Source organism: Pseudodesulfovibrio thermohalotolerans (assembly GCF_021353295.2).
Lineage (GTDB): Bacteria > Desulfobacterota > Desulfovibrionia > Desulfovibrionales > Desulfovibrionaceae > Pseudodesulfovibrio > Pseudodesulfovibrio thermohalotolerans.
Window position 1 is genome coordinate 642,177 of the sequence record NZ_CP120635.1, and the last position, 23,770, is coordinate 665,946.

The 23,770-nt window shown below is 63.0% G+C and carries 19 protein-coding genes; 2 read left to right on the forward strand and 17 right to left on the reverse strand.

The features are described from left to right. Positions 1 to 11 precede the first annotated feature (11 nt). The 17 genes from LF599_RS02935 to allE all read right to left on the reverse strand — a co-directional run bounded on the left by LF599_RS02935 (position 12) and on the right by allE (position 19,582). Complete coding sequence (locus LF599_RS02935) at positions 12 to 686, reverse strand: electron transport complex subunit E (protein WP_279522227.1); 675 nt, start codon at positions 684 to 686, stop codon at positions 12 to 14. Positions 687 to 711: 25 nt separating this feature from the next. Next, positions 712 to 1,287 carry an RnfABCDGE type electron transport complex subunit G gene (rnfG, locus tag LF599_RS02940; protein WP_279522228.1) on the reverse strand — a complete coding sequence of 192 codons (576 nt, stop codon included), beginning with the start codon at positions 1,285 to 1,287 and terminating at the stop codon, positions 712 to 714. 3 nt (positions 1,288 to 1,290) lie between these two features. Then, positions 1,291 to 2,241 (reverse strand): RnfABCDGE type electron transport complex subunit D, encoded by a 951-nt coding sequence (locus LF599_RS02945; RefSeq protein ID WP_269942878.1) that lies wholly within the window; start codon positions 2,239 to 2,241, stop codon positions 1,291 to 1,293. Then, positions 2,238 to 3,341 carry a 4Fe-4S dicluster domain-containing protein gene (locus LF599_RS02950; protein WP_279522229.1) on the reverse strand — a complete coding sequence of 368 codons (1,104 nt, stop codon included), beginning with the start codon at positions 3,339 to 3,341 and terminating at the stop codon, positions 2,238 to 2,240. The genes LF599_RS02945 and LF599_RS02950 overlap by 4 nt, the downstream gene beginning before the upstream one ends. Positions 3,342 to 3,348: 7 nt before the next feature. Further along, on the reverse strand, positions 3,349 to 4,113 hold the full coding sequence (locus tag LF599_RS02955) for a cytochrome c3 family protein (protein ID WP_279522230.1): 765 nt from the start codon (positions 4,111 to 4,113) through the stop codon (positions 3,349 to 3,351). Positions 4,114 to 4,213: 100 nt separating this feature from the next. Beyond that, positions 4,214 to 5,755, reverse strand: a complete 1,542-nt coding sequence (locus LF599_RS02960; protein ID WP_279522231.1) for an SLC13 family permease — start codon at positions 5,753 to 5,755, stop codon at positions 4,214 to 4,216. Positions 5,756 to 5,859: 104 nt separating this feature from the next. Further along, positions 5,860 to 7,182: a malic enzyme-like NAD(P)-binding protein gene (locus tag LF599_RS02965; RefSeq protein ID WP_279522232.1), complete on the reverse strand. Its 1,323-nt coding sequence runs from the start codon at positions 7,180 to 7,182 to the stop codon at positions 5,860 to 5,862. Positions 7,183 to 7,207: 25 nt separating this feature from the next. After that, positions 7,208 to 7,765, reverse strand: a complete 558-nt coding sequence (locus tag LF599_RS02970) for a Fe-S-containing hydro-lyase (protein ID WP_279522233.1) — start codon at positions 7,763 to 7,765, stop codon at positions 7,208 to 7,210. Beyond that, on the reverse strand, positions 7,765 to 8,604 hold the full coding sequence (locus tag LF599_RS02975; protein WP_269942777.1) for a fumarate hydratase: 840 nt from the start codon (positions 8,602 to 8,604) through the stop codon (positions 7,765 to 7,767). The genes LF599_RS02970 and LF599_RS02975 overlap by 1 nt, the downstream gene beginning before the upstream one ends. Position 8,605: 1 nt before the next feature. Continuing rightward, a complete protein-coding gene (locus tag LF599_RS02980) occupies positions 8,606 to 9,346 on the reverse strand; it encodes a fumarate reductase iron-sulfur subunit (protein ID WP_272701391.1) in 741 nt (246 codons plus the stop codon). 24 nt (positions 9,347 to 9,370) lie between these two features. After that, positions 9,371 to 11,251, reverse strand: a complete 1,881-nt coding sequence (locus LF599_RS02985) for a fumarate reductase flavoprotein subunit (protein WP_279522234.1) — start codon at positions 11,249 to 11,251, stop codon at positions 9,371 to 9,373. Between the two features lie 13 nt (positions 11,252 to 11,264). Continuing rightward, entirely contained in the window at positions 11,265 to 11,909 is a 645-nt protein-coding gene (locus LF599_RS02990) for a succinate dehydrogenase/fumarate reductase cytochrome b subunit (RefSeq protein ID WP_269942879.1), read from the reverse strand. A 324-nt stretch (positions 11,910 to 12,233) separates the two neighbouring features. Continuing rightward, on the reverse strand, positions 12,234 to 13,583 hold the full coding sequence (locus LF599_RS02995) for a sigma-54-dependent transcriptional regulator (RefSeq protein WP_279522235.1): 1,350 nt from the start codon (positions 13,581 to 13,583) through the stop codon (positions 12,234 to 12,236). Next, positions 13,580 to 15,364 (reverse strand): sensor histidine kinase, encoded by a 1,785-nt coding sequence (locus tag LF599_RS03000; protein WP_279522236.1) that lies wholly within the window; start codon positions 15,362 to 15,364, stop codon positions 13,580 to 13,582. Before LF599_RS03000 ends, LF599_RS02995 begins: the two co-directional genes overlap by 4 nt. 219 nt (positions 15,365 to 15,583) lie before the next feature. Further along, a complete protein-coding gene (locus LF599_RS03005; RefSeq protein WP_279522237.1) occupies positions 15,584 to 17,758 on the reverse strand; it encodes an MFS transporter in 2,175 nt (724 codons plus the stop codon). A 115-nt stretch (positions 17,759 to 17,873) separates the two neighbouring features. Further along, a complete protein-coding gene (locus tag LF599_RS03010; RefSeq protein WP_269942783.1) occupies positions 17,874 to 18,647 on the reverse strand; it encodes an NAD kinase in 774 nt (257 codons plus the stop codon). Positions 18,648 to 18,802: 155 nt separating this feature from the next. Beyond that, positions 18,803 to 19,582, reverse strand: a complete 780-nt coding sequence (gene allE, locus LF599_RS03015; RefSeq protein WP_279522238.1) for a (S)-ureidoglycine aminohydrolase — start codon at positions 19,580 to 19,582, stop codon at positions 18,803 to 18,805. A gap of 199 nt (positions 19,583 to 19,781) precedes the next feature. On the opposite strand from allE, the gene LF599_RS03020 reads away from it, so the two are divergent. Together LF599_RS03020 and LF599_RS03025 are read left to right on the forward strand one after the other, a co-directional pair. Next, positions 19,782 to 20,504 carry a carbonic anhydrase gene (locus LF599_RS03020; protein WP_319023429.1) on the forward strand — a complete coding sequence of 241 codons (723 nt, stop codon included), beginning with the start codon at positions 19,782 to 19,784 and terminating at the stop codon, positions 20,502 to 20,504. A 168-nt stretch (positions 20,505 to 20,672) separates the two neighbouring features. Beyond that, entirely contained in the window at positions 20,673 to 23,489 is a 2,817-nt protein-coding gene (locus LF599_RS03025; protein WP_279522239.1) for an FAD-binding and (Fe-S)-binding domain-containing protein, read from the forward strand. Positions 23,490 to 23,770 lie beyond the last annotated feature (281 nt).

Genomic DNA, 23,770 nt, shown 5'->3' on the forward strand with positions numbered 1-23,770 from the left:
TCCTCGAAATCTTAGCAGTTCTTCTGTCCGCAGCCGCCGCAGGAGCCGCAGTCGTGGGTCGGACCCTGGACCGCGGCTAGTCCCCTGCGCTTGCGCCGGACGTTTTCAACGAAGGTCATGATGGCCAGCAGCACGCCCAGCGAGACGAATGCGCCGGGAGCCTTGACCATGATGCCGATAGGCTGGAACCCGTCCCAGGCCACGTTGACCCCGAAGACCATGCCCGTGCCGAGCAACTCGCGCAGGGCCCCCAGGAAGGTCAGCGACATGGTGAAGCCGAGCCCCATGCCCAGGCCGTCGGCCATGGACAGAAGCGGCGGGTTCTTGGAGGCGAATGCCTCGGCCCGGCCCAGGATGATGCAGTTGACCACGATGAGCGGCACGAAGATGCCGAGCTGCTGGTACAGCGGGTAGGCGAACGCCTGCATGAGCAGCTCGACGGCCACCACCAGGGACGCGGCCACCACGATGAAGCAGGCGATGCGCACCTTGGCCGGGATGATTTTTCTGAGCAGGGAGACCATCAGGTTGGACAGGGTCAGGACAAAGACCACGGCCATGCCCATGCCGAGCCCGTTGTTCGCCGTGTTGGTCACGGCCAGGACCGGGCAGAGGCCGAGCACCAGCTTGAACGGGGGCAGGTCCTTCCACAGTCCCTTTGAGAATTCCTTCCACAATCTGTTCATGTTCGACTCCGAATCCGGGCAGGGCTTACGACCAGCCGCCGGCGAGTTTGCCCTTCAGGGCGTTGAAGATGGCGATGGCCTCGCGGACCGCGGACACGGTGCCGTTGGAGGAGATGGTCGCCCCGGCCACAGCTTCGATGTCGCCGCCGTTCTTCTTCAGGTCCACGCTATCCAGGGAGTGGCCCCTGAATTGGGTGGTGTATCCGTGCTCGGCCACGCGCGCGCCCAGGCCCGGAGTTTCCTTGAGAGTGGTGATGCCTATGCCGGTAAGGGTCGCGGCGTCGACGTCGAATCCGACCATGACGCCGATGTTCCCGCCGTATCCCTTGCCCGAGGTCTCGAAAGCCAGCCCGATGAGCCGTCCGTCCTTGAGGGCCGGGAACACGATCACGGTCCGGCCGTCCACTTCGAACTTCCGGCGGTCCTTGATGGGGTCGTTGTCGTAGTCGCTCAGGACCGACTGGATGGCCGGGGCCTGCACATAGGTCAGGACCTGTTCCTCGATGATCGGGGCCGTGACCTGCTTGAGCGCGGCCAGGGTGATGCCCGCGATGCCGCAGATGAGCGACAGGACGATCATCATTTTCATCATTTCCTTCATGGCCTATCTCCTTCCGAACGGCTTGGGCCGGATGCGTTCGAGCGCCGGGGTGAACAGGTTGGCCAGCAGGATGGCGAAGGGCACGCCGTCCGGGTAGATCCCGTAAATCCGGATGATGACGATGAGCGCTCCGACCAGAAGGCCGAAGAGCAGCATGGGGATCTGCCGGTTGGGGCTGGACGGTCCGTCCGTGGCCAGGAAGAACGCTCCGAACAGGGTGGACCCGGTCAGCAGATGGAAGGCCGGGGAGGCATACATCGACGGGTCGATCCAGTTGAACAGGAAGGCGGTCAGGGCTACGCCGCCGATGACCCCCACCGGGATGATGGACGAGACGTGTTTACGCATGACCAAAAGCATTCCGCCCAAGAGCACGCCCGCGATTTGGATCGCGCCCAGGCCGCCGAGCTGCTTGCCCAGGAAGAGCTGCCGGGTGTCGGTGATCTGCACTGCGTCCAGGCCGAAGTTCTTGAGCTGGGCCAGGGGATAGGTCAGGTCCATGCCCAGCATGGAGGCGTCGATGTCCATGAACGAGGGCCAGGAGATGCGGCAGATGGCCCAGCCGACCAGCGGGGCGCAGAACGGGCTGCCGCCCAGAGGGCCGAAGGCCATCTTGCCCAGCACGATGGAGGCTGCGCTGCCGAAGGCGACCAGCCACCACGGCGCGGAGGCCGGGAGCAGGAAGGCGAAGGACAGCCCCACGGTAAAGGCGTGGAAGTCATTGACGTCGGTTTCGCGGTCCATGAAATAATCACAGGCCATTTCGGCCAGCACGGCCGTGGCCATGGACAGGGCCATGACCCGGATGGCCGGCATCCCGAAGGTCATGGACGCCATGACTGCGGCGGGCAGCATGGCCACCAGTATGGTCAGCATCCGGTCCCGTACCGTTGTGCCGCAATGGCGGTGGGGCGGGACCGAGACGGTCAGGGCAAAGGGGTTGAGAGGCTTCACGGCTGGGTTTCCTCCCCGGACTGGGCTTTGGCTTTCGCCAATTCGTGCTTGGCGAGCCTGATGTATTGGAGCATGGGGCGGCGGGCGATGCAGAAGAAGCCGCACAGGCCGCATTCGAAACAGACATCAACGGCTTCGGCTTCGGCCTTTTCGTACTGGCCGAATTCTGCGTAGCTGGTAATCATGGCCGGATCGAGGCGGGCCGGACACCGGCGCACGCACTCGCCGCAGCCCACGCAGGCCGCGTCCATGGCCACCGGAGTCGGATTGCGGATCAGGCTCACGGCGGTGGTGGCGCGGTCCACGCCCTGGCTGGGCGAAGCTGCTGCCGTGCCCCGGAGCACGCCGCCCAGAACGATGCGGTCGCCATCGTGGATGGTCAGGCCGTCGCTGGTCAGGATTTCGCCCACGGGAGAGCCCAGGCTGATGAGCCGGGCCGAATTGTCCACCGTGACCATGGTCTCCATGACAGGCAGCCCCGTTTCCATGACCATCCCGGCGTGGAAGACCGTTTCCAGCCCCACCACCAGGGTGTTGTCCGGAGCCTCCTGGCCGGTCACGGCTTTGGCCACCAGGGGATCAAGCCCCTGGGGATATTGATCGGAGACGACCTTGACGGCGATGTCGGGCAGGGATTCCTTCACGCCGCCGGGAACGGCCAGGGTGACCTCCGCTGGCTTGTATCCCCGGACCAGGGCCGATGCTCCGGTGCGCAGGGTTTCGAGCTTTTCGGCCAGCAGCGTCCGCCTGGAAAGCAGGCCGGGCTCCTCGTCCACGCCGTTGAGAATGAGAATGTCCACCTGTTCGCGGGCTGGAAGGTCCGCGCCGAGCTCCCGCAGCCGCGCGAGAAGCTCCTGGCCGCCCAGGTCGTGGAGGATGGCCGGGTCCACGGTCTCGCCGCCCTCGCGGGCGATGCGGATGCGGTACGGGTCCACGTGTTCCACGGACCCCGGGAACGGGGCGTGGATGTCGCCCATGCCCGGGTCGGACGCGGTGGCGATGCGTTCGCCGCGTTCGATCTTCTGGCCGCAGGTGACCAGGGGACAGTGGCGGTTCAGGGTCAGCTCCGCCGTGGCGGTGTGTGTCGATCGGGTATTCATATTCCGCCTACCTGCTGATGTGGCATTGTTTGCAGTTGTCGGGGCCGTAGGGACCTGCGCCCATCTCCTCGTGACAGGACATGCACTGGTCGTGGAAAGCGTTCATGCGGGGCAGGACCAGCTCCCTGGTCTCTGACTCGTGGCACTGGGTGCAGGCCGAGAAATCGCCCTTGTAGTCGGTCATGTCCTTGGGGATGTGGCAGGACTTGCAACTGGAAAGTCCCTTGTCGAACATGTCCTCGTGGCATTGGCCGCAGCTTTGGTGCCCGGCCTCGCGCATGGACAGGAGCTTGTCCGTGCTCTTTTCCGTATGGCAGTTGTTGCACTTCTGCGGTTCCGGCTCGATGTCCTGGCCGTGATGACAGTCGTAGCAGTCCGAGGCGTAGTCGGTGTGCGCCTCATGATCGAAGCGCACGGAGTCGTACTCCACGTGATGGCAGCGCACGCAGTAGGACTCGTTGGGGAAGGAGTCCATGTGGTCGTTCACGAAAGTGTCGTCGAAGTCGTTGGGATGGCAGGAGCCGCAGGCCAGGGCTTCGTCCTGTGGGGAAACGATCGGTTGCGCCTTGTCGTGGTGACAGCGGGAGCATTCGATCTGGTAGTCCCTGTGGTGAACCAGGTGGGAGAAGAGCACCTTCCCCCCGTTGTTCTCGAACAGGATGCGCACTGGCATCGGCTGCGTCTGGCCCGATCGGACGTATCCGATGATGGCCACCGCCAGGAGCACTATGGTCGCCGCAAGGACGGGAAATATCTTCGATTTTGAACGCATCTTTCCTCTCCGCCGCGAGGGTACGGCAGCTCCATGTTGTTGTATATAAATGATTTATTTTGTCTGCGGGCGGCCGGAGCCGCCCGCAGGGATTGTATCGTTACTTGGGTATGACCGCCCATTCCGGCACGACGCCGAGGTCGATGCCCCAGAGGGACGGGAGGATGTAAACCACGAAGGCTGTAATCAGGATCGTTCCTACCAGGTTGAGCCATACGCCTGTCTTGGCCATCTGTTTGATGGTCACGCATCCGCTGCCGAATACGACGGCGTTCGGCGGGGTGGCCACCGGGAGCATGAAGGCGAAGGAGGCCGCCACGCAGGCGCCGATGATGGTTGTGTACGGATGCACGCCCATGGCGATTGCCGCGGAGCCCATGATGGGCACGAGCAGGGTGGCGGTGGCGGTGTTCGAGGTGATCTCCGTCAGGAAGATGATAATCAGGACCACCGCGCCGACGAAGACGACCATGCTGGTGCCTTCGAGCGCGCCGAGCTGGCTGGCGATGTAGGCCGCCAGGCCGGTCTTGGCGAAACCGTTGGCGATGGCGAGACCGCCGCCGAAGAGCAGGATGACATCCCAGGGAATCTTGACCGCGGTTTTCCAATCCAGAAGGAACTTGCCCTTCTTGAAGTCCACCGGGATCGCGAACAGAATCAGTGCGCCGAGGATACCGATTGTGGCGTCGCCGATGTACTTGAAGTGGGGCATGATGCCGAGCACGAAGGAAGATTTGGCCAGGAAGCCGCGCGCCAGCCAGAAGGTGGCCACGAAGCAGCCCACGACGACGATTTTCTTTTCTTGGCTGGTCATGGGGCCGAGTTTTTTTACTTCGTCGTCAATGATCTTGGCGCCGCCCGCCAGTTTCATGCCGCCAGTGGGGTACAGGAACTTGCAGAGCAGGAACCAGGCCACGGCCAGGGTGACAACGGACAGCGGAACGCCGAAGAGCATCCACTGGCCGAAGCCGATCTGCACGCCGAACATTTTTTCGACCATGCCCACCATGACGGTGTTGGGCGGGGTGCCGATGATGGTCGCCACGCCGCCGATGGAGGCCGCGTAGGCGATACCGAGCATCAGGCCGCGGCCGAAGTTGAATTCGGGACCGACGTTGTTGCTGCTGTCGCGCAGGTGATCGGAGTCGTAGCCCGTGGCCTGCTGGATGACGGCCAGCCCGATGGGCACCATCATCATGGCCGTGGCGGTGTTGGACACCCACATGGACAGGAACGCAGTGGCGACCATGAAGCCCATTATCATTCGGGCCGGACTGGTTCCGATGGCCTTGATGGTGTACAGGGCCACGCGGCGATGCAGGTTCCACCGTTCCATGGTCACGGCCAGGAAGAAGCCGCCCATGAACAGATAAATCAGGTGGTTTGCATACGGCGCGGTGGAGGCCGAGGATTTCATAACGCCCAGCAGGGGGAACATCGCGATGGGCAGCAGCGAGGTGGCCGGAATGGGGATTGCTTCAGTGATCCACCAGATAGCCATCAGGGCGGTGACCGCCGCAACGCGCCAAGCCTCCAGCTTCATGCCTTCGGGAGCCGGGATGAGCAGCATCGCGACGAACACAATGGGCCCGAGAAAGAACCCTATTTGTTTGCCTTTGTTGGATTTAGCCTGATCAGACATTTTACACTCCTCAATAATAGTTCTTTTCATCTCGGAAAGGACCGCAACCCCAGCGGCGCTGAGGATAAATGCCGGGCGGGGCCTTGGCCCCGCCCGTATTTATTTTATATTCCGAGATGATAGGTGTCGACGAATGCGTTGATTCGCTGACTGGAGTCGGCGATGCGCTTGCCGAGGGAAGCCTTGTACTCTTCCAGGTCGAGCGGCTTGCGGGCCACGCCTTCCTCCATGGCGGCCTTGGCCACGGCCACGGAGACGTACTCGATGAGCCGCAGGTCCAGCGCCTTGGGGATGACGTAGTCCGTGCCGAATTCCAGCTTGTCCACGCCGAACGCCTCGCAGACGTATTTCGGAGCCTCGGTCTTGGCCAGGTCGGCCAGGGCCTGAGCGGCTGCCAGCTTCATGCCTTCGGTGATAGCGGTCGCGCCGCAGTCCAACGCCCCGCGGAAGATGAACGGGAAGCCGAGGACGTTATTCACCTGGTTGGGGAAGTCGGAACGGCCGGTGCCCATGATGCAGTCGGGGCGGGCTTCCTTGGCGTCGTCGTAGGATATCTCCGGGTTGGGGTTGGCGCAGGCGAAGATGATCGGGCAGTTGTCGGACATGGACTTGACCATTTCCTTGGAGACAACGCCGGCCTTGGACAGGCCGAGGAAGCAGTCCGCGCCGACCATGGCTTCGGCCAGGGAGCCGTAGGCCTTCTCGGTGGCGTACTGCTGCTTGAACTCGTTCAGGTCGGTGCGGGACTTGTTGATGTGTCCCTTGGAATCGAACATGGCGATGTTTTCGAACTTGACGCCCATGTTGCGATACAGGTTGGTGCAGGCGATGGCGGCCGCGCCCGCGCCGGAGATGACCACGCGCATTTCCGCCGGGTCCTTGCCGGAGATTTCGAGGGCGTTCATCATGCCGGCGGCGGTAACGATGGCCGTGCCGTGCTGATCGTCATGGAAGACCGGGATGTTCATTTCCTTTTTCAGCTTCTCTTCGATGTAGAAGCATTCGGGAGCCTTGATGTCTTCGAGGTTGATGCCGCCGAAGGTGGGCTCCAGGGCCTTGACCACGTCGCAGAGCTTGTCGGGGTCGGTCACGTCGAGGTTGATGTCGTAGACGTCCACATCGCCGAAGACCTTGAACAGAACGCCCTTGCCCTCCATGACGGGCTTGCCCGCCAGGGGACCGATGTTGCCCAGGCCGAGCACGGCGGTGCCGTTGGAGACCACCGCGACCAGGTTGCCGCGGCCGGTGTACTCGTAGGCCAGTTCGGGATCGGCATGGATGGCCATGCACGCTTCGGCGACGCCGGGGCTGTAGGCCATGGACAGATGCTTCTGATTCTTGCACGGCTTGACCGGGACGACCTCGACCTTTCCCTTCCTGCCGATGGAATGATAGTCCAGGGCTTCCTGTTTGGTGAATAATGCCATTTCAGTCTCCTTGTGGTGGTTTGCGTTATTCGATGCCCGCGGCCTTGCGGTCGGGCACGGCGTATAATTCGCCGCCGTGGGAATCGTTGATGACGAGCAGGGGGAAGTCCTCGACCTTCATTTCGCGGATGGCCTCGGGGCCGAGTTCCTCGAAGGCGATGACGTTTGACTCCACGATGGAGTTGGACAACAGGGCGCCCGCGCCGCCGGTGGCGCCGAAGTAGACGGCGGTGTAGTCCTGCATGGCCTTGCGGGTGGCCTCGTCGCGCTTGCCTTTGCCGATGGTGGCCTTGAGCCCCAGGGAGTAGAGGCGCGGGGCGTAGGAATCCATGCGGTAGCTGGTGGTCGGACCGGCGGCGCCGATGGGACGGCCCGGAGGCGCCGGGGAAGGACCGACGTAGTAGATGGCCGCGCCTTCGAGCTTGAAGGGCAGTTCCTTGCCCGCGTCGAGCAGGTCCACGAGCTTCTTGTGGGCCGCATCGCGCGCGGAGTAGATGGTCCCGGTCAGGAAGACCACGTCGCCCGCCTTGAGTTGGGCGATGTCTTCATCGGTCAACGGGGTGTTCAGCTTGTATTCAGCCATTACAGTATGACCTCCTCATGCCGCTGGGAGTGGCACTGCACGTTGACTGCCAAGGGCAGGCTCGCCAGGTGGCACGGTTCCATGGTGATCTTGACGCCGAGCACGGTGGTCTTTCCGCCCAATCCCATGGGGCCGATGCCGAGCGCGTTGATGGCGTCTACGAGTTCCTTTTCCTTGGCCGCGATGTCCGGATCGGGATGAGTGTCGTCCAGTTTGCGCAGGAGTCCGCGCTTGGCGATCTTGGCGGCGTGTTCGAAGGTTCCGCCTACGCCCACGCCGATGACAGTGGGCGGGCAGGGGTTGGGGCCTGCCTCGGCCACGCGGTTGACCACGAACTTCTTGATGCCTTCCCAGCCCTGGGCCGGGGCGAGCATGGTCACGCGGGACATGTTCTCGGCTCCGCCGCCCTTGGCCATGAACGAGATCTTGAGCTTGTCGCCGGGCACGAAGTCGAAGTGGATGATGGCCGGAGTGCCGTCGCCGGTGTTGGCGCGGGAGAGCGGATCACAGGCGGACTTGCGCAGGAAGCCGTCCTTGTAGCCCCTGCGGGTGCCTTCGTTGATGGCTTCACGCAGGTTGCCGCCCTCGATGCGCACGTCGTCGCCCACTTCCACGAAGAAGACGGCGAGGCCGGTGTCCTGACACAGGGGCAGTTTGGTGTTGTGTGCCAGATCCGCGTTTTCCAGGAGCTGGCGAAGCACTTCCTTGGCGGAAGGGCTGGTTTCCTCTGCCATGGCCAGTTCGAGCTTGTTGCGCACGTCGGCGGGCAGCTCGGTGTTGGCGCTGACGCACATCTTGGCGACGGCGTCGATGATTTCGCTGGTCTGAATGGTACGCATGTTACTTCTTCCTGAATATCTGCTTCATTGCGGTGATGCCCATCTTGCGGCGCAGGAAGCCGAGCTGGTTCTGCAGGGGCAACCCCTTGGGACAGACGTCCTCGCAGGCCAGGAGGCCCATGCAGCCGAAGATGCCGTTGTCGTTGCCGATAACCTCGAAGTACTGCTCGTCCGTGCGTTCGTCGCGGGGGTCCACCACGAAGCGGGCGATGCGGTTCAGAGCCGCGGCCCCCATGAAATCGTCGCGCAGGCGGGCGGTTCCGCAGGCCGCGATGCAGCAGCCGCACTCAATGCAGCGTTCGAGCTCGTAGATCTGCTCGGCCACGGAGTTGTCCATGCGCTCCTCTTCCTTGGCGGGGTCGAAGACTTTTTTGGTATGCACCCAGGATTCGGTCTTGGCGTACATGTCCCGGAACCAGACGCCGGTGTCCACGGACAGGTCGCCCACGAGCTTGAAGACCGGCAGGGGGTGCAGGATGATGTGCCCGGGCTGGTCCTTGGTCTTGGTCTGGCAAGCCAGGCCGGGACGGCCGTTGATGACCATGGCGCAGGCGCCGCAGATGCCCGCCCGGCAACAGAAGTCGAAGATCAGGCTCGGGTCCTGCTCCTCGCGCAGCCGGTTCAGGGCGATGAACAGGGTCATGTTCGGCGTCTCGTCCAGGATGTACTCCTGCATGTGCGGAACATCGCCCTTCTTCTCGGGATTATACCGGAATATTTCGAATTTAAGTTGTCTACCCATGATGTATTCCTTTCTTGAACCGGGTTACTTCTTCTTGCCGATTTCGGTGACGGGGCTCTTGACGGTGCGCTCCTTCACGTACTTTTCGTCAGCCGGGATAATCTTGCCGCCGCCGTAACCGCGGTCGCCCGGAGGCAGCTCGAACAGCGGGGTGGTGTCCTCGTACTTGAGCTCGGGCATGTCCGCGCCTTCGGGCCAGTAGGCCAGGGTGCGGTTGAGCCATTCGGCGTCATTGCGTTCGGGGAAGTCCTCGCGGTTGTGGGAGCCTCGGGATTCGGTGCGCATCAGGGCCGCATGGGCGATGCACATGGCCAGCCGGACCTGTCCTTCGAGCTTGAGGGCGGCGGCCAGTTCGTGGTTGGCGCCAACGCCGTCGGAGACCAGGCCGACCTTGCGGGCCTTTTCCATGGTTCCCTGCAGGGTGGTGACACATTCCTCAAGGCCTTCCTTGTTGCGGAAGACGAAGCAGCCCTTCATGAGCGCTTCCTGCATCTCGTTGCGCACCTGGTAGACGTTCAGCTTGCCGTTGCGGCCGTGGATGACGTCGTGGATGCGTTCTTCCTGGCGCTTGACCTCGGCGTTGATGGCCTTGGTGTCGAAGGTGGTCTCGTAGCCCTTCAGGAACTCGACGACCTTGGCGCCGATGATGCCGCCCGCGACCACGGTTTCGGCCAGGGAGTTGCCGCCCAGCCTGTTGAAGCCGTGCATGTCCCAGCAGGCCGCTTCGCCCGCGGAGTACAAGCCCTTGAGACCGTAGACCGCGCCGTCCTTGTTGGTCCGGATGCCGGCCATGGTGTAGTGCTGGGTCGGGCGCACGGGGATGAGTTCCACGCGCGGGTCCACGCCCAGGAAGTGATGGCAGATTTCGTCGACTTCGCGGAGCTTGGTGGAGATGTGCTTGTCGCCCAGGTGGCGGATGTCGAGCCAGAGGTGCTCGCCATAGGGGGACTTCACGCCCTTGCCCGCCCGCATGTGTTCGGTCATCCGGCGGGAGACCACGTCGCGGGAGGCCAGCTCGGCCTTTTCCGGCTCGTAGATGTGCATGAACCGCTCTTCGTTGACGTCGAGCAGGGTTCCGCCGTCACCGCGGCAGCCCTCGGTGACGAGGATGTCGGTGGGCACGATGCCGGTGGGGTGGAACTGGATGGATTCCGGGTTGCCGATGGGCACGACGCCGGTTTCGTGGGCGATGATGTGACCGCCGCCGTCGCAGATGACCGCGTTGGTGGTGGCCTTGTAGATGCGGCCGAAACCGCCGGTGCAGATGGCGGTCGCCTTGGCCAGGAAGACTTCCAGTTGGCCGGTGCGCAGGCAGCGGACCACCGCGCCCATGCACTTGTCGCCGTCATGGATGAGGGAGATGGCTTCCTTCTTGTCGAAGACGTCGATGCCCAGCTCGGCGCAGCGGTTGTCCATGGTGCACATGACCGCGTGGCCGGTGCCGTCCGAAGTGTAGCAGGTGCGCCACTTGGCCGTGCCGCCGAAGGAACGGGCGGTAATCAGGCCCTCGTTTTCTTCCTTCTCGTATTTTTCGAACTTTTCGCCGCCCTTGAAGTAGAAGGACTGGCCGGGCACGACGCGGTTCCAGGGCACGCCCCAATGGGCCAGGCGGCGCATCTCGATGGGCGCGGCGTCGGCGAAAAGGCGGGCGACTTCCTGGTCGCATCCCCAGTCGGAGCCTTTGACGGTGTCGATGAAGTGGACGTCCGTGTTGTCGCCCTCGCCCTTGGCGCAGTTGCCGAGAGCTGCCTGCATACCGCCCTGGGCGGCCGAGGAGTGGGAGCGTCGGGCGGGCACGATGGACAGGCAGGTGGCCTTGAAACCGTTCTGGGCGGCCTCGCAGGCCACGCGCTCACCGGACAGGCCGGCGCCGATGACGAGGAGGTCGGAATAATATGTCTGCATGGAGTTCACCTCACTAGCCTAACGTTACGAAGCGGATGAGGGTGATGACGCCGATGACCATGAAGATGGTGAACAGGGTCGTCTCGAAGCGCTTGAAGCCCTTCCGCTGATCGGATTTCACGAAACCCCACTTCACGGCGATGCGGTAGAAGCCGACGCTGACGTGAAGTTCCACGCTGGGAAGGAGGATCATGTAGAAAAGGAACCACCAGAAGTGCTGCATCCGCGCGGCGGACTTGGCGGCGGTGATGGGCAGGTCGTTGAGCACAACCCACATGTGGATGGCGCCCAGGATCAGGATGATCATGGCGGTTACGGCCTGGACGACCCACAGCCACGTGTCGCGGTGCTTGAGCATCTTCGCATGGGCCCAGATGGTGCCCTGTCCCTCGGCGCGGAAGGGAATCTTGCGCGCGGCCAGGGCGAAGTGGACCAGGAAGGTCAGGAAGATAAGCGGGCCGCCGACCTGGGCCATGTAGGTGGCTTCGAAGAAGCCCGCAATGGCGTTCATGACGCTCGGCGATATGACCACCGAGGACACGAGCAGCATGTGACACCACATGAACAGGATCAGGCTCGCTCCCGTCAGCATCTGCAGCCAGTCAAGGGCTGCATCGGTGAGGGACACGCCTGGGACGGATGTCGTAAAGGTTTTCATCATTCTTCACCTGTTGTTCTGGATTGATACGAAATGGAATGAACCCCTGCCTTTCGAACCGAATCGCTCCCGGTTCCGGCCTTGTCCGCATCCGAGGCCGGATGCTTTCGCCTTTTCCTGGGATCGATGCGGTTGCTGAGATCCTCTTGGGAACCTCCTCTTACATCGGATATGGATCGCAACGTTTTAAGAAAAGCAACAGCTATGCCAGAAGGGCACGATGTGAAAACCGTGTAAATTCAGTGATATAACAGGATGCGAGGAAGGGGGTAAGCGGATTCTTGCCGATCAGGGGGGATGCGATCGGCAAGAATCCGCCGATAGTTATTCGGACCGTTTCAGTCCGTATTTGGTCATTTTTTCGTTGAGGGTGCGGCGGGGAATGCCGAGGTCGTCGATGACGTCCTTGATGACGCCGCCGTTGCGGTTCAGCGATTCCTGGATCAGGTGCCGTTCGAAGAGGGACACCTGCTCACGGAGGCTGACGGCCTGGGAGGCGTTGTCGCCGGTCTTGGTCGCTATGATCTTGGCGATCCGCTCCTTGGCCGGGAGCGGCGACAGAATGTAGCGTTCGGCCACGCTCTTGAGCTCGCGGATGTTGCCGGGCCAGTCGTGGCTCATCATCAGGGGGAGCCCGTCTGGTTCCAGCGGAGCGGCGGCCATGCCGTACGTGTCGGCCATTCTTTCCAGGAAGAAGGAAAAAAGCAGGGGGATGTCGTCCATGCGTTCGCGCAGGGGCGGGACGTTCACCTCCACCGTGTTGATGCGGAAGTAGAGGTCCTCGCGCAGGCGTCCTTCGTCGATGGCCGTGCGCGGGTTTTCGTTCATGGCGGAAATCAGCCGAAAGTTCACGGCGCGGGGCGAATTCGCGCCAAGCGGGGTGATTTCGCGCATTTCCAGGGCGCGCAGCAACTTGCCCTGGACGTCCAGAGGCATGGAGTTGAGTTCGTCCAGGAACAGGGTCCCGCTGTTGGCCGCTTCGAGCTTGCCAATGCGTTTGCCCTGTGCGCCGGTGAACGCGCCGCTGACGTGGCCGAACAGCTCGCTCTCCGCCATGTCGACCGGGATGGTCGCGCAGTTCAGGGCCATGTACGGCCCCTTGTTCAACAGGGAGAGGTTGTGGATGGCCCTGGCGATGACCTCCTTGCCGGTGCCGGTTTCGCCGAAGATGAGCACGTTGGCCCTGGTGGGGGCGATGTGGGTGATCTCCTTCTTGAGCTCGCGCATGGGCTGGCTGGTGCCCACCAGACGGGAATCGATGCCCTCGCATTCGGACAGGGCCATCTTGAGCTGGCGGTTTTCCAAAACCAGGCGGCGTTTTTCCAGGGCGCGCTTGATGGTCTCAACGATCTGTTCGGGCTCGAAGGGTTTTTCCACAAAGTCGTAGGCTCCGCCCCGGATGGCCTCGACGGCCATGGCGATGTCGCCGTGCCCGGTGAACAGGACCACGGGGATGTGTTCGTCGATGGCCGCGATCTCCTTCTGGAAGGCGAGCCCGTCCAGGCCGGGCATCTTGACGTCGGTGATGACGATGCCGGCGTAGTCGGGCGTGATGTCCCTGAGGGCCACGCGCGCGTCGGCGTAGTCCATGACTTCGAAGTCCGACAGCTCCAGCCATTGCCGTGCGGAGTCCCGAACCGACTGCTCGTCATCTACCAATATGATTTTTTTCATGATCTGTTGTCATCCTGTTTCGGCTTGGACAAAGGCAGGTGAACAAAGAATTCGGCTCCGCGCGGGTCGCGGTTGGCCACCTTGAAGTCTCCCTTCATTTCCTTGACGATCTTGTAGGAGATGGACAGGCCCAGCCCTACGCCGATGCCTTCCTTCTTGGTGGTCACGAACGGCTCGAATATTTTCTTGCCGACTTCCTTGGCGATTCCGGGGCCGTTGTCCCAGACGTGGATGGTGGCCTTGTCCCCTTCCACGCTCAGTCGCACGCCGATGAGCGGGGAAGGGGTCTCCTGCAATGCGTCCAGTCCGTTTCGGAAAAGATTGATGAGGACCTGTTCCATGCGCATCCGGTCGCCCCGGACATGGACGGGCTGGCCGGGCATGGAAAGCTTGAGGTCGCAGTTTTCGACCCGGAACTGGTGCTTCATCAGGTTGAGCGCCTCCTTGATGGCCTGGCGGAGGTCGAACTCGATGTTCTTGTCCGTGGTCCGCCGGGCAAAGGACTTGAGCTGCCCGGTGACCTTGGCCATGCGGTTGCCCAGCTCCGAGACCTTGATGAGGGTGGGATCAAGGTCGTCCAGCTTGTTGCGCCTGAGCATCAGCCTGCAACTGGCGATGTAGGTCTTGGTGGCCGCGATAGGCTGGTTGAGCTCGTGGGCGATGGCCGTGGCCATCTCGCCGAGGGCGGCCAGCTTGCCCGCCTGGACGAGCTCCTCCTGGGCCGCGCGCAGTTCGTGCTCGGTGCGTTTGCGCTCCTCAATCTCCTGGGCCAGTTTGCGGTTGATGTCCCGGATGTGGTTGGCCTCGACGGCTTGTTGCCGGGATATCTGCCGTTGCCTGCGTTCCCGGAGGAAAAGGCGGCTCAGCACGGCCAGGCCGAGGACGACGAACGTGGTCAGCGAGACGCCCAGCGTCCGTTCCCAGAGCGGACCCTGGGGCGTCAGGTAACTGATTTTCCAATCCGTTCCCGGAATGCCCCGGGTGTTCAGGAGGAACCGTTCGGCCCCGATGGTCGTTTCCTGCACAAAACCGAAGCGGGTTCTGGAGCGCCAGGGCAGATGCTTGAGCTGATATTTGGGGTAGTGCTCGCGGGCGTGGATTTCCCGGATCATGCCCGCGTCGAGCGGCGTCAGGGTCATGTATTTCCAACTGGGGCGGCTGGTCAGGACGATGACCCCGTTGGAGTCGGTGACGAGCAGGGTCTCGCCGCCCTCCTTCCAGAGATGTTCCAGGGGGGAGAGAGCGATTTTGGCGACGGCCACGCCGATGATCCGGCTCCCGTCCTTGATGGGATGGGAAATGTAGATGCCGGGTTCGCCCCTGGTGATGCCCACGCCGAAGAACGTTCCCTGGCGATCGGCCATGGCGTCCTTGAAGTAGGGACGGAAGCCGAGGTCCAGGCCGATGAAGGCGTTGGGGCGGTCCCAGTTGCTGGCCGCCTTGACGATGCCGTCGGTGCCGATGATGTAGACCACGGACGACTCGGCGATGGTGTTCACCCGTTTGAGGAAGCGGTTGATGGGCACGCCTTCTCCGCCCTGGTTCAGGAAGGTGGTGACCATGCCGTTTTCGGAGATGAGGTAGGGCAGGTACTCGTACTTGCGCAGCTCGGAATCGAGCGTCATCTCGTACAGGGTCAGCCGTTCGTCGGAGACCTGTTTCAGGTCCTGGAGATCGTCGTACTGCACCAGCAGGCCGACGATGAACGGCAGGCCGATGAGCAGGAAGATGCCCAGGACCATCGTAGGGGAGTTGAATCGCGTCTCGTTGAAGCCTTTCATGCCTTGTCTGTCCCTGTGCCCGCCGCGAAGGCGGACGCTTCTGTTTCAGTCCATACGACAGCAATAGGCGGAAATCCGCCTATCGGGCAAGGGGAAAAGCGGAGAGATGTTGTCGACTGTACAGGCAACATCTTTGAATTATATGCTATTTCGCTAATGAGACATGACTTCATGCCTCAAGTCTAGCAAATAGGATACCGATACGCCGGGCGGGCGTGTTTATTGCGGAAAATTGTCGGTATAGGACACGGTGCCGTCGGGCAGGAACCAGATGCACGCGCTGTCGGGGGAGTATTTCTTGAGGAAAGCCGTGCCCTTGGCCGGTCCCATGATGAACAGGGTGGTGGCCAGGGCGTCGGCCAGTTCCGCCGTGTTGGCAACGACCGTCACGCCGATGGATTCGTGAGCCGAGTCCATGGTTGAGGGGTCGATGATATGATGGCGTGTGATGGGGCCGCCCTTTTTATCCGGGGTGACGAACTGCTGGTAGTCGCCCGAGCCGCATACGCCCTTGTCGCGGATGGGGATGGTTTGGAACACGGCGGAGTTGCGCGGGTGGCGGATGCCGATGTTCCAGTCGCGGTCTCCGAAGCAGCGGAAGTCGCCTCCGGCCTCGACAATGCCGGACGGCACGCCGTGCTTTTTGAGCAGGGCCACGGCCGCGTCCACGATGGACCCCTTGGCGATGCCGCCGAGGTCCAGTGCCATGCCCTTCTTTTTGAGCCGCACCCGATTGCCCGGCGGGTCCATGAGGACCATGCGGTAGTCAACCAGCCCGGATTTGGCCCGGGCCACGGATTCATCCATGGCGTAGTAGAAAGGCGAGGTGGTCAGGGCGCCGACCGTGGGGTCAAAGGCCCCGTCCGTGGCCGCGCTGAACTTGAGGGCGCGGTCGAGCAGGGCGAAGGCCCTTGGCGTTGTCTTGACCCAGGAGCTTCCCGCCGCCCGGTTGATGCGTCCGATGGAGCCGCGCGGGTTGCGGTGATCGAGGTCCTGTTGCAAGGCCCGCATGGCGGTCATGGTTCGGCGGGCGGCAAGGGAGGCGGATTTGCGGCTCGGGGCTTCGATGGTCAGCTTGACCACGGTGCCCATGGCCACGTCCGTGAAGCGGTAGAGGTCCTTGTCCCGGTCGTCGGGGTGGAAGTCCGGGGAGAGGGCCTGGACGAGGAGCAGCCCGAGCAGTGTTGCCGCGATTCCCGTGGAGGTCCAGGCCATGCCCCGGCCCCAGTGGAACTGGTCGCGGAAGATGTGGAACAGCAGCGGCAGGCAGGACAGCGCGCCGATGACCGCCGCCGCCTTGAGGGCCGGAGCCGGGGAGTGCAGGGTGTGGACCGCGAATCCGCCCAGCAGCGGTCCGAGGAGAAAGCCCAGCCCCGAGGCGAGGTTGGCCGCGCCGAAGACCGCTCCCTGGCGGCGGCTCAGGGTGGAGGCGAAAAACATGGACGCCGGGATGGACAGGGCCGCGCCGAGTCCGAGGATCACGCCGAAGGTGATGAATTGCCAGAGGGCGCGGCACTCGCCGAGGGCGTACAGTCCGCCCGCGCTGAGGAACATGCCCAGGACCACGCGGTCCATGTCGGGGTTCTTGTTGGTGAGACGTCCGGTTATCAGCAGCCCGAGGAAGGTGGCCAATCCCGGCGCGGCGAAGGTTGCCGCGGCGACAGGCCCGTGCCGTCCGAGGACGTCGGCCAGGACGATGGGGTAAAAGGCCGTGGTCAGGCCGATGCCCAGGCTGCGGCCGCCGATGGCCAGGAGCAGGGCCGCGCCTTTCCCTCGGTGCCTCGGCGGGCTGGGATTGGCCGATTCGGCCGGGTGCGGAGCGAGGCTGGTGGCCGCATCCTCCGGCATGAGCAGGAGGGTGGCCGCCAGGGCCAGGCCCAGGCAGACCGACAGGCCGATGAGGACGGGCCCCATGACGCCGGTGGTGTAGAGCAGGCTGCCGATGATCGGTCCCGCAAAGGAGGCCGCGTTGAACAGGGCCGCGTTGGCCGCGAAGCGGCGGGACAGGGCCGGACCCGAGGCCGAGCCTCCGAGGGCGGCCAGTCCCACGGGGCGGATCAGGCCGGAGACCAGGCCCATGGCGGCCTGGACGATGTACAGGGAGGTCAGGCCGGGAGCCGTGAAATAGGTCAGGGGGATGAGGCATCCGGCCGAGGTGGCCAGGATCAGGACCGGCTTGGGGCCGAATCTGTCGGCGGCCATGCCCGCCAGGGGCGAGGCCAGAAGCTTGGCCAGGTAGTAGGCGGCGAACGCCGTGCCGAGCCATGCCCCGCTGACCCGTTCGTCCAGGCTGAGAAGCGGGATGGTGAAGGCGAACAGCCCCACGCCAAGGGTGGTGAAGAGTCCGCCGGTCAGGACGGCTGCGAAGGTGCGGTAATTGCCGTTCGGTTGCATGTCGGTGTCGGGTGCCGGTTAAGCGGCGGTTCGCGGCGGCCGGGCCGGTTCCATGTGGTGAGCCAGTCTGAACGGAATCGCCGGAGTTGTCCACCCTCGGCGAATCGGGGCCGGATCAGTGGACGAACTGCTCGTTGAAGATGCGCTCCTCCAGGGAGTGGTCCGGGGCGAAAAGGATGCGCGCCGGGCGCGTGTGGTCTTCGTGGACCAGGATGTGGGCCACGTCGCGAATTTCGAGGAAATCCGCCGTGGCGCTCACCGGCCGCCTGTCGGGGGTGAGAATCTCGAACTCCACGTCCGCGGTGTTGGGGAGCAGGGCGCCGTTCCAGCGGCGGGGCCGGAAGGGGCAGATCGGGGTCAGGGCCAGGACGTTGGAGCCGAGGGGGATGATCGGGCCGTGGGCGGAGAGGTTGTAGGCCGTGCTGCCGGCGGGGGTGGCGAGCATGATCCCGTCGCAGACCAAATTGTCCAGCCGCTCGCGGCCGTTGATGAACAGCCGTATGTGGGCGGATTGCTGGGAGATGCGCAGCATGGCCACCTCATTGTAGGCCAGGGCCGAGACGCGCTCTCCCCGGACGTCGGTGGCGGTCATGGCCAGCGGGCTGAGGAGATGTTCCTGGGCCGCGTTGATCCGTTCGAGGAGGTTGTCCGGGGCGAACTGGTTGAGCAGAAAGCCGATGGTCCCGCAGTTCATGCCGTAGAAGGGCAGGTCGAGGTCCATGAATTCGTGCATGGCCCGGAGCATGAACCCGTCTCCGCCGAGGGTCACCAGGGCGTCGGCCTGGTCGACGGGGACCAGCGGATAGCGGTCCTTCAGGATGGCGAATCGTTCCCGTGCGGTGGGCGTTTCCGAGGCGACGCAGGCGATACGGCGGATGGCAGCTTCCATGGTGTGTCCCCATTTTTGCACTGGTTCTTTGTCGGACCCACTACAATGCATGGGCGGTCCAGTAAAGGGGGCCGGGTGCCTTTTTCTCTCCTGCGGATGCCAAGACGCCGCACGGCGCGGGTTGCGTCGTGCGGCGAAAAGTGTAGTTGAGACAGCTAGATGGCCTCGTCCCGATGGCAATCCTTGGAGTAGATGTACTCCATGCGTTCGCGGCCGATGCCGTAGCACGCCTGCTTGCAGAAGGGCGCGATCCAGATGAAGTCGCCCGATTCCACGGGCAGCCATTGCTCGTCCAGGAGGTAAAGCCCCTCGCCCTGATAGATGTACATGCCGTGTTCCTGGACATGGGTTTCCACGAAGGGGTGGCACCCGCCGGGCAGGAAGGCCAGGGTGTGGAAGTTCATGTCGAAGGCCTGGTCAGTGGGCAGCAGGTCGCGGACGAAGACGTTGTCCATGGAATCGTAGCGTTGTTCCGCTATGTCCCGGATTGACCCGGTGACGAACCACGGCCTTTTTACGGCCGGGTCGGGATGGGGGACGAAGCGTTGCTTGTAGAGAAGAATGGTGACCGGCGCGTCGCCCGCCGAGGCGAAGCTCACGCCCTTGCCCGGGGGCGCGTAGACGTAGCCGCCCGCCGTCAGGGTTTCGGTCCGGCCGTCCACCTCTGCGTTCAGGGTTCCTTCGCCGTCCATGACGAAAAGGAATGATTCGACGCCTTCGGCCCGGCCGTAAGGCATGGTCGTTTTGCCTTCGGTGGAGACCGTGCCGACGATCTGCACGAAATTCGCCCCGAGCTTGGGCGACGCCAGAATGGAGAGGGCGCAGCCTTCGATGCCGGGAATCACGTTGAAGACCCGGCCTTCAGTGGTGATGACCGCGTATTTGCCGGGTTCGTATGTGGAGCGGTTTTTCAGAAAACCTTCGGGATACGGCATGATTGTCCTGGTCGTTTCGGCCTGCGCGGGGAAGCCGGTTCGCCGGGGAGGCCGTTTCCCGAACGGACCGTGGGCGCGGGATCGCTGCCTCGGGTCAACAAATTCGTCTAGCCGTTTTCATCCGTCATGTCGAACAGATATCGCGTTAGACGGTTAAAAAAGAAATGAAGCGCGTTGCATCCCGGCGGGAAATCATCTAGTGGAACTGAAGGCGTGGCCCAGGTTCGCCGTCCATACCAGCGAGGTCTTGCATCCCATGAAGGATATCCAGAAGTTCATTGCCGGCTTTCGAAATTTCCGAAACGAGTACTTCTGTCGCGAGGACGCTCCGTTCGAGCACCTTTGCAAAGGGCAGAATCCCACCACCATGGTCATCGCGTGCAGCGACTCGCGCACCGACCCGTCGTTCATCATGCAATGCGAGCCGGGCGAGATATTCGTGATCCGCAACGTGGCCAACATCGTGCCGCCCTACGAGTGCGACACGGGTTTCCACGGCGTGTCCTCGGCTATCGAGTACGCGGTCAAGGTCCTCAAGGTGGACAACATCATCGTCCTCGGCCACAGCCTGTGCGGCGGCATCGACGCCCTGATGCACGACGACGCGGTGCGGCACACCGAGTTCCTGTTCAAGTGGCTGTCGGTCATGTCCCCGGTGCGCGACGAGGTCGTGGACCATTTCGGCGAGGTGAGCAAGAAGTCCTGCACCGCCTGCGAGATGGCGGGCATCCTGCGGTCCGTCCAGAATCTCATGACCTTTCCCTGGATCAAGGAGCGGCTCGATGAGGGAACTCTTTCCCTGCACGGCTGGTACTTCGAAATGAAGTCCGGTCAGTTATTGAGCTACTCGCCCCAGACAAAGGCCTTTGAGCCCCTGACCGTGGCCGACCCCCATCCCCGGAAAGAGGACGCCCCGGAATAGGAGGCGTGCCCCCGTTTTTTGACGGTCATGACCCCGACTTCGGATCGAAGCCGGGGCTTTTTATGTCCGATGTGAAAAAATCGGTACACGGTTGTTTGCGCAGGCGCATTTGTGGTAAGGTTTTCTTCCGGAGCATTCCGGTTTTATTTCATACCAAGGAGATAGAAAATGCTCATAGCCCCATACGATGCCATTCACCGGGAATTGCTTGCGTTCCTGCCCGGGGACCGGGTCTACACGGACCCCTTGCGCACCCTGGCATACGGCACGGACGCCAGTTTTTACCGGCTTATTCCAAAGATAGTGGTCGACACGGACAGCGAGGACGAAGTGGTCCAGATTTTGGCCGTGGTGAACAGGCACAATGTGCCCGTAACCTTCCGCGCGGCGGGCACCAGCCTGTCCGGGCAGGCCATCAGCGATTCGGTGCTGGTCCGCCTCGGCGACGGGTGGCGTCATTTCCGCATTTTCGACGACGCGGCCAAGATCGAGCTGGAGCCGGGCATTATCGGCAGCCAGGCGAACAAGTACCTGGCCCCGCACGGCAAGAAGATCGGGCCGGACCCGGCGTCCATCGATACCTGCAAGATCGGCGGAATCGTGGCCAACAACGCCTCGGGCATGTGCTGTGGCGTGGCCGAGAACTCCTACAAGACCCTGCATTCCATGCGTCTGGTCCTGGTGGACGGCACGCCCCTGGACACCGGCGATCCGGCCAGCCGCGACGCGTTTGCCCGGAGCCACGGGCATCTTCTCGACGGGTTGGCCGACATGCGCGCCAGGGTGTTGGCCGACAAGGAACTGGCCGACCGCATCCGGCACAAATTCAAGATCAAGAACACCACCGGCTACAGCCTCAACGCCATCGTGGATTTCGAGGACCCGTTCGAGATTCTCCAGCATCTTCTGGTGGGCAGCGAGGGGACCCTCGCCTTCATTTCCAAGGTCGTCTACAACACCGTGGTCGAGCACCCGCACAAGGCGTCGGCCCTGATGCGCTTTCCGGACGTCCGTTCGGCCTGCCGGGCCGCCACCGCCGTGCGCGGCGGAGCCGTGTCCGCGGCCGAGATCATGGACCGCGCGGCCATAGCCTCGGTCCAGGACAAGCCGGGAATGCCCGAGGGGCTGGACACCCTCGGCCCCGACGCCGCCGCGCTCCTGGTCGAGGTCCGCGCCGCGTCCGCCGGGGAGCTGGAGGAGAAAATCGCGAAGGTCAAGGAGATCATCAAGGACATCGAGCCGGTGGAGCCGCACAGGTTCACCGACGTCCCGGCCGAGTTCGGCAAGCTGTGGAACGTGCGCAAGGGCCTTTTCCCGGCCGTGGGCGCGGTGCGCGAAGCCGGAACCACGGTCATCATCGAGGACGTGGCCTTCCCCATCGAGTCGTTGGCCGACGGCGCGCTCGATCTCCAGGAGCTTTTCCGCAAGCACGGCTACGACAAGGCGATCATCTTCGGGCACGCCCTGGAGGGCAACCTTCACTTCGTTTTCACCCAGGACTTCAACGCCCAGGCCGAGATCGACCGCTACGAGGCGTTCATGAACGACGTCACTGAAATGGTGGCCAACAAGTACAACGGCTCTCTCAAGGCCGAGCACGGCACCGGCCGGAACATGGCCCACTTCGTGGAGTTGGAATGGGGCCGCGCCGCCTTCGCGCTCATGCGCGAGATCAAGGAGCTGTTCGATCCCAGGGGACTGCTCAATCCCGGCGTCATCATCAACGACGACCCTCGGGCGCACCTCAAGGACCTCAAGCCCCTGCCCGTGGCCGACGGACTCATCGACAAGTGCATTGAGTGCGGTTTCTGCGAGCCCACCTGTCCGTCGCGATCCCTGACCCTGACCCCGCGTCAGCGCATCGTGGCCTATCGCGAGATCTCCCGGCAGAAAGAGGTCGGCGAGGCCGCCGAGACCATGAAGGCGTTCCACGACAACTACGATTACGACGGCGAGGCCACTTGCGCCGCCGACGGCCTGTGCGCGCTGCGTTGTCCCGTGTCCATCGATACCGGCAAGTTCATCAAGCAATACCGCGCATGGGGACACGGCCGGTGGCAGAATGCCGCGGCGTCCTTTGCCTCGGGAAACACCGGCCTGACCGTGCACGCCGTGTCCGGCGCGCTGCGCGTGGCCGGGGCCGCCCAGGACGTGCTCGGCGACAGGGCCATGGACGCGGTCGCCTCGGGTCTGCACAAGTATTCCGGCAAGCGCATTCCCCGCTGGAACACCTCCATGCCCCGCGCTGCATCCCCGGCCCGATTCACGGCTCCCGCAACCGGCAACCGCGTGGTCTACTTCCCGAGCTGCGTGGCCCGGCACATGGGTCCGGAAAAGCACGATCCGGACAAGACCGCCATCCGCGACCGGACCCTGAGCCTTCTGGCCAAGGCGGGCTACGAGGTCGTCTATCCGGCGGGCATGACCAAGCTGTGCTGCGGCCAGCCCTGGGAGTCCAAGGGATTCATGGAGCAGGCCGACGCCAAGCTCAATGAGTTGGAATGCGCCCTGCGCGCGGCCAGCAACGGCGGCGAACTACCCATCCTCTGCGACACGAGCCCGTGCCTCTACCGCATGAAGGAGCACATCAAGGAACTCAAGCTCTATGAGCCGGTGGAATTCGCCGTGCGTTTCCTTGCCGACAAGCTGGAGTTCTCGCCGGTCAACCGCAAGGTCGCCCTGCACATCACCTGCAGTTCGCGCAAGATGGGACTGGCCGAAGACATGGAGGCCCTTGCCCGCCGGTGCGCCCGGGAAGTGGTCGTGCCCGAAGAGGTCTTCTGCTGCGGCTTTGCCGGAGACCGGGGATTCAACTACCCCGAGCTGAACAAGGCCGGTCTCAAGGAGCTGCGCAGACAGCTCGACGGATGCACCATCGGCTACTCAACCTCGCGCACCTGCGAGATAGGTTTGTCCCTGCACGGCAAGGTGCCTTACAAGAACATTGTTTTCCTGCTCGACGAGGCCAGTTGGCCGAAGGCGTAGGAAAAATACTGGCGTTATTCCGAAAGGGGAGCGGGGGACACCTTCGCTCCCCTTTCCGTTTATGCGGCGGAATGTGCCGCGCGCGGTTTGCTGGGGCATCGTCCGTTTGGGGAGCGACTGCATTGCGCCGAAGCATCAAAGGAAAAGTCGATTATGCCGCTTTCACAAATAAAAAAATGAATCGTTTTACATGGCTCAGCGAAAGTAATATGCAATATGTTTTGTCGTTGACACTAACTGTTGCGTTTAATAGATTGTGTATGAATGGGAGACCCTAATCA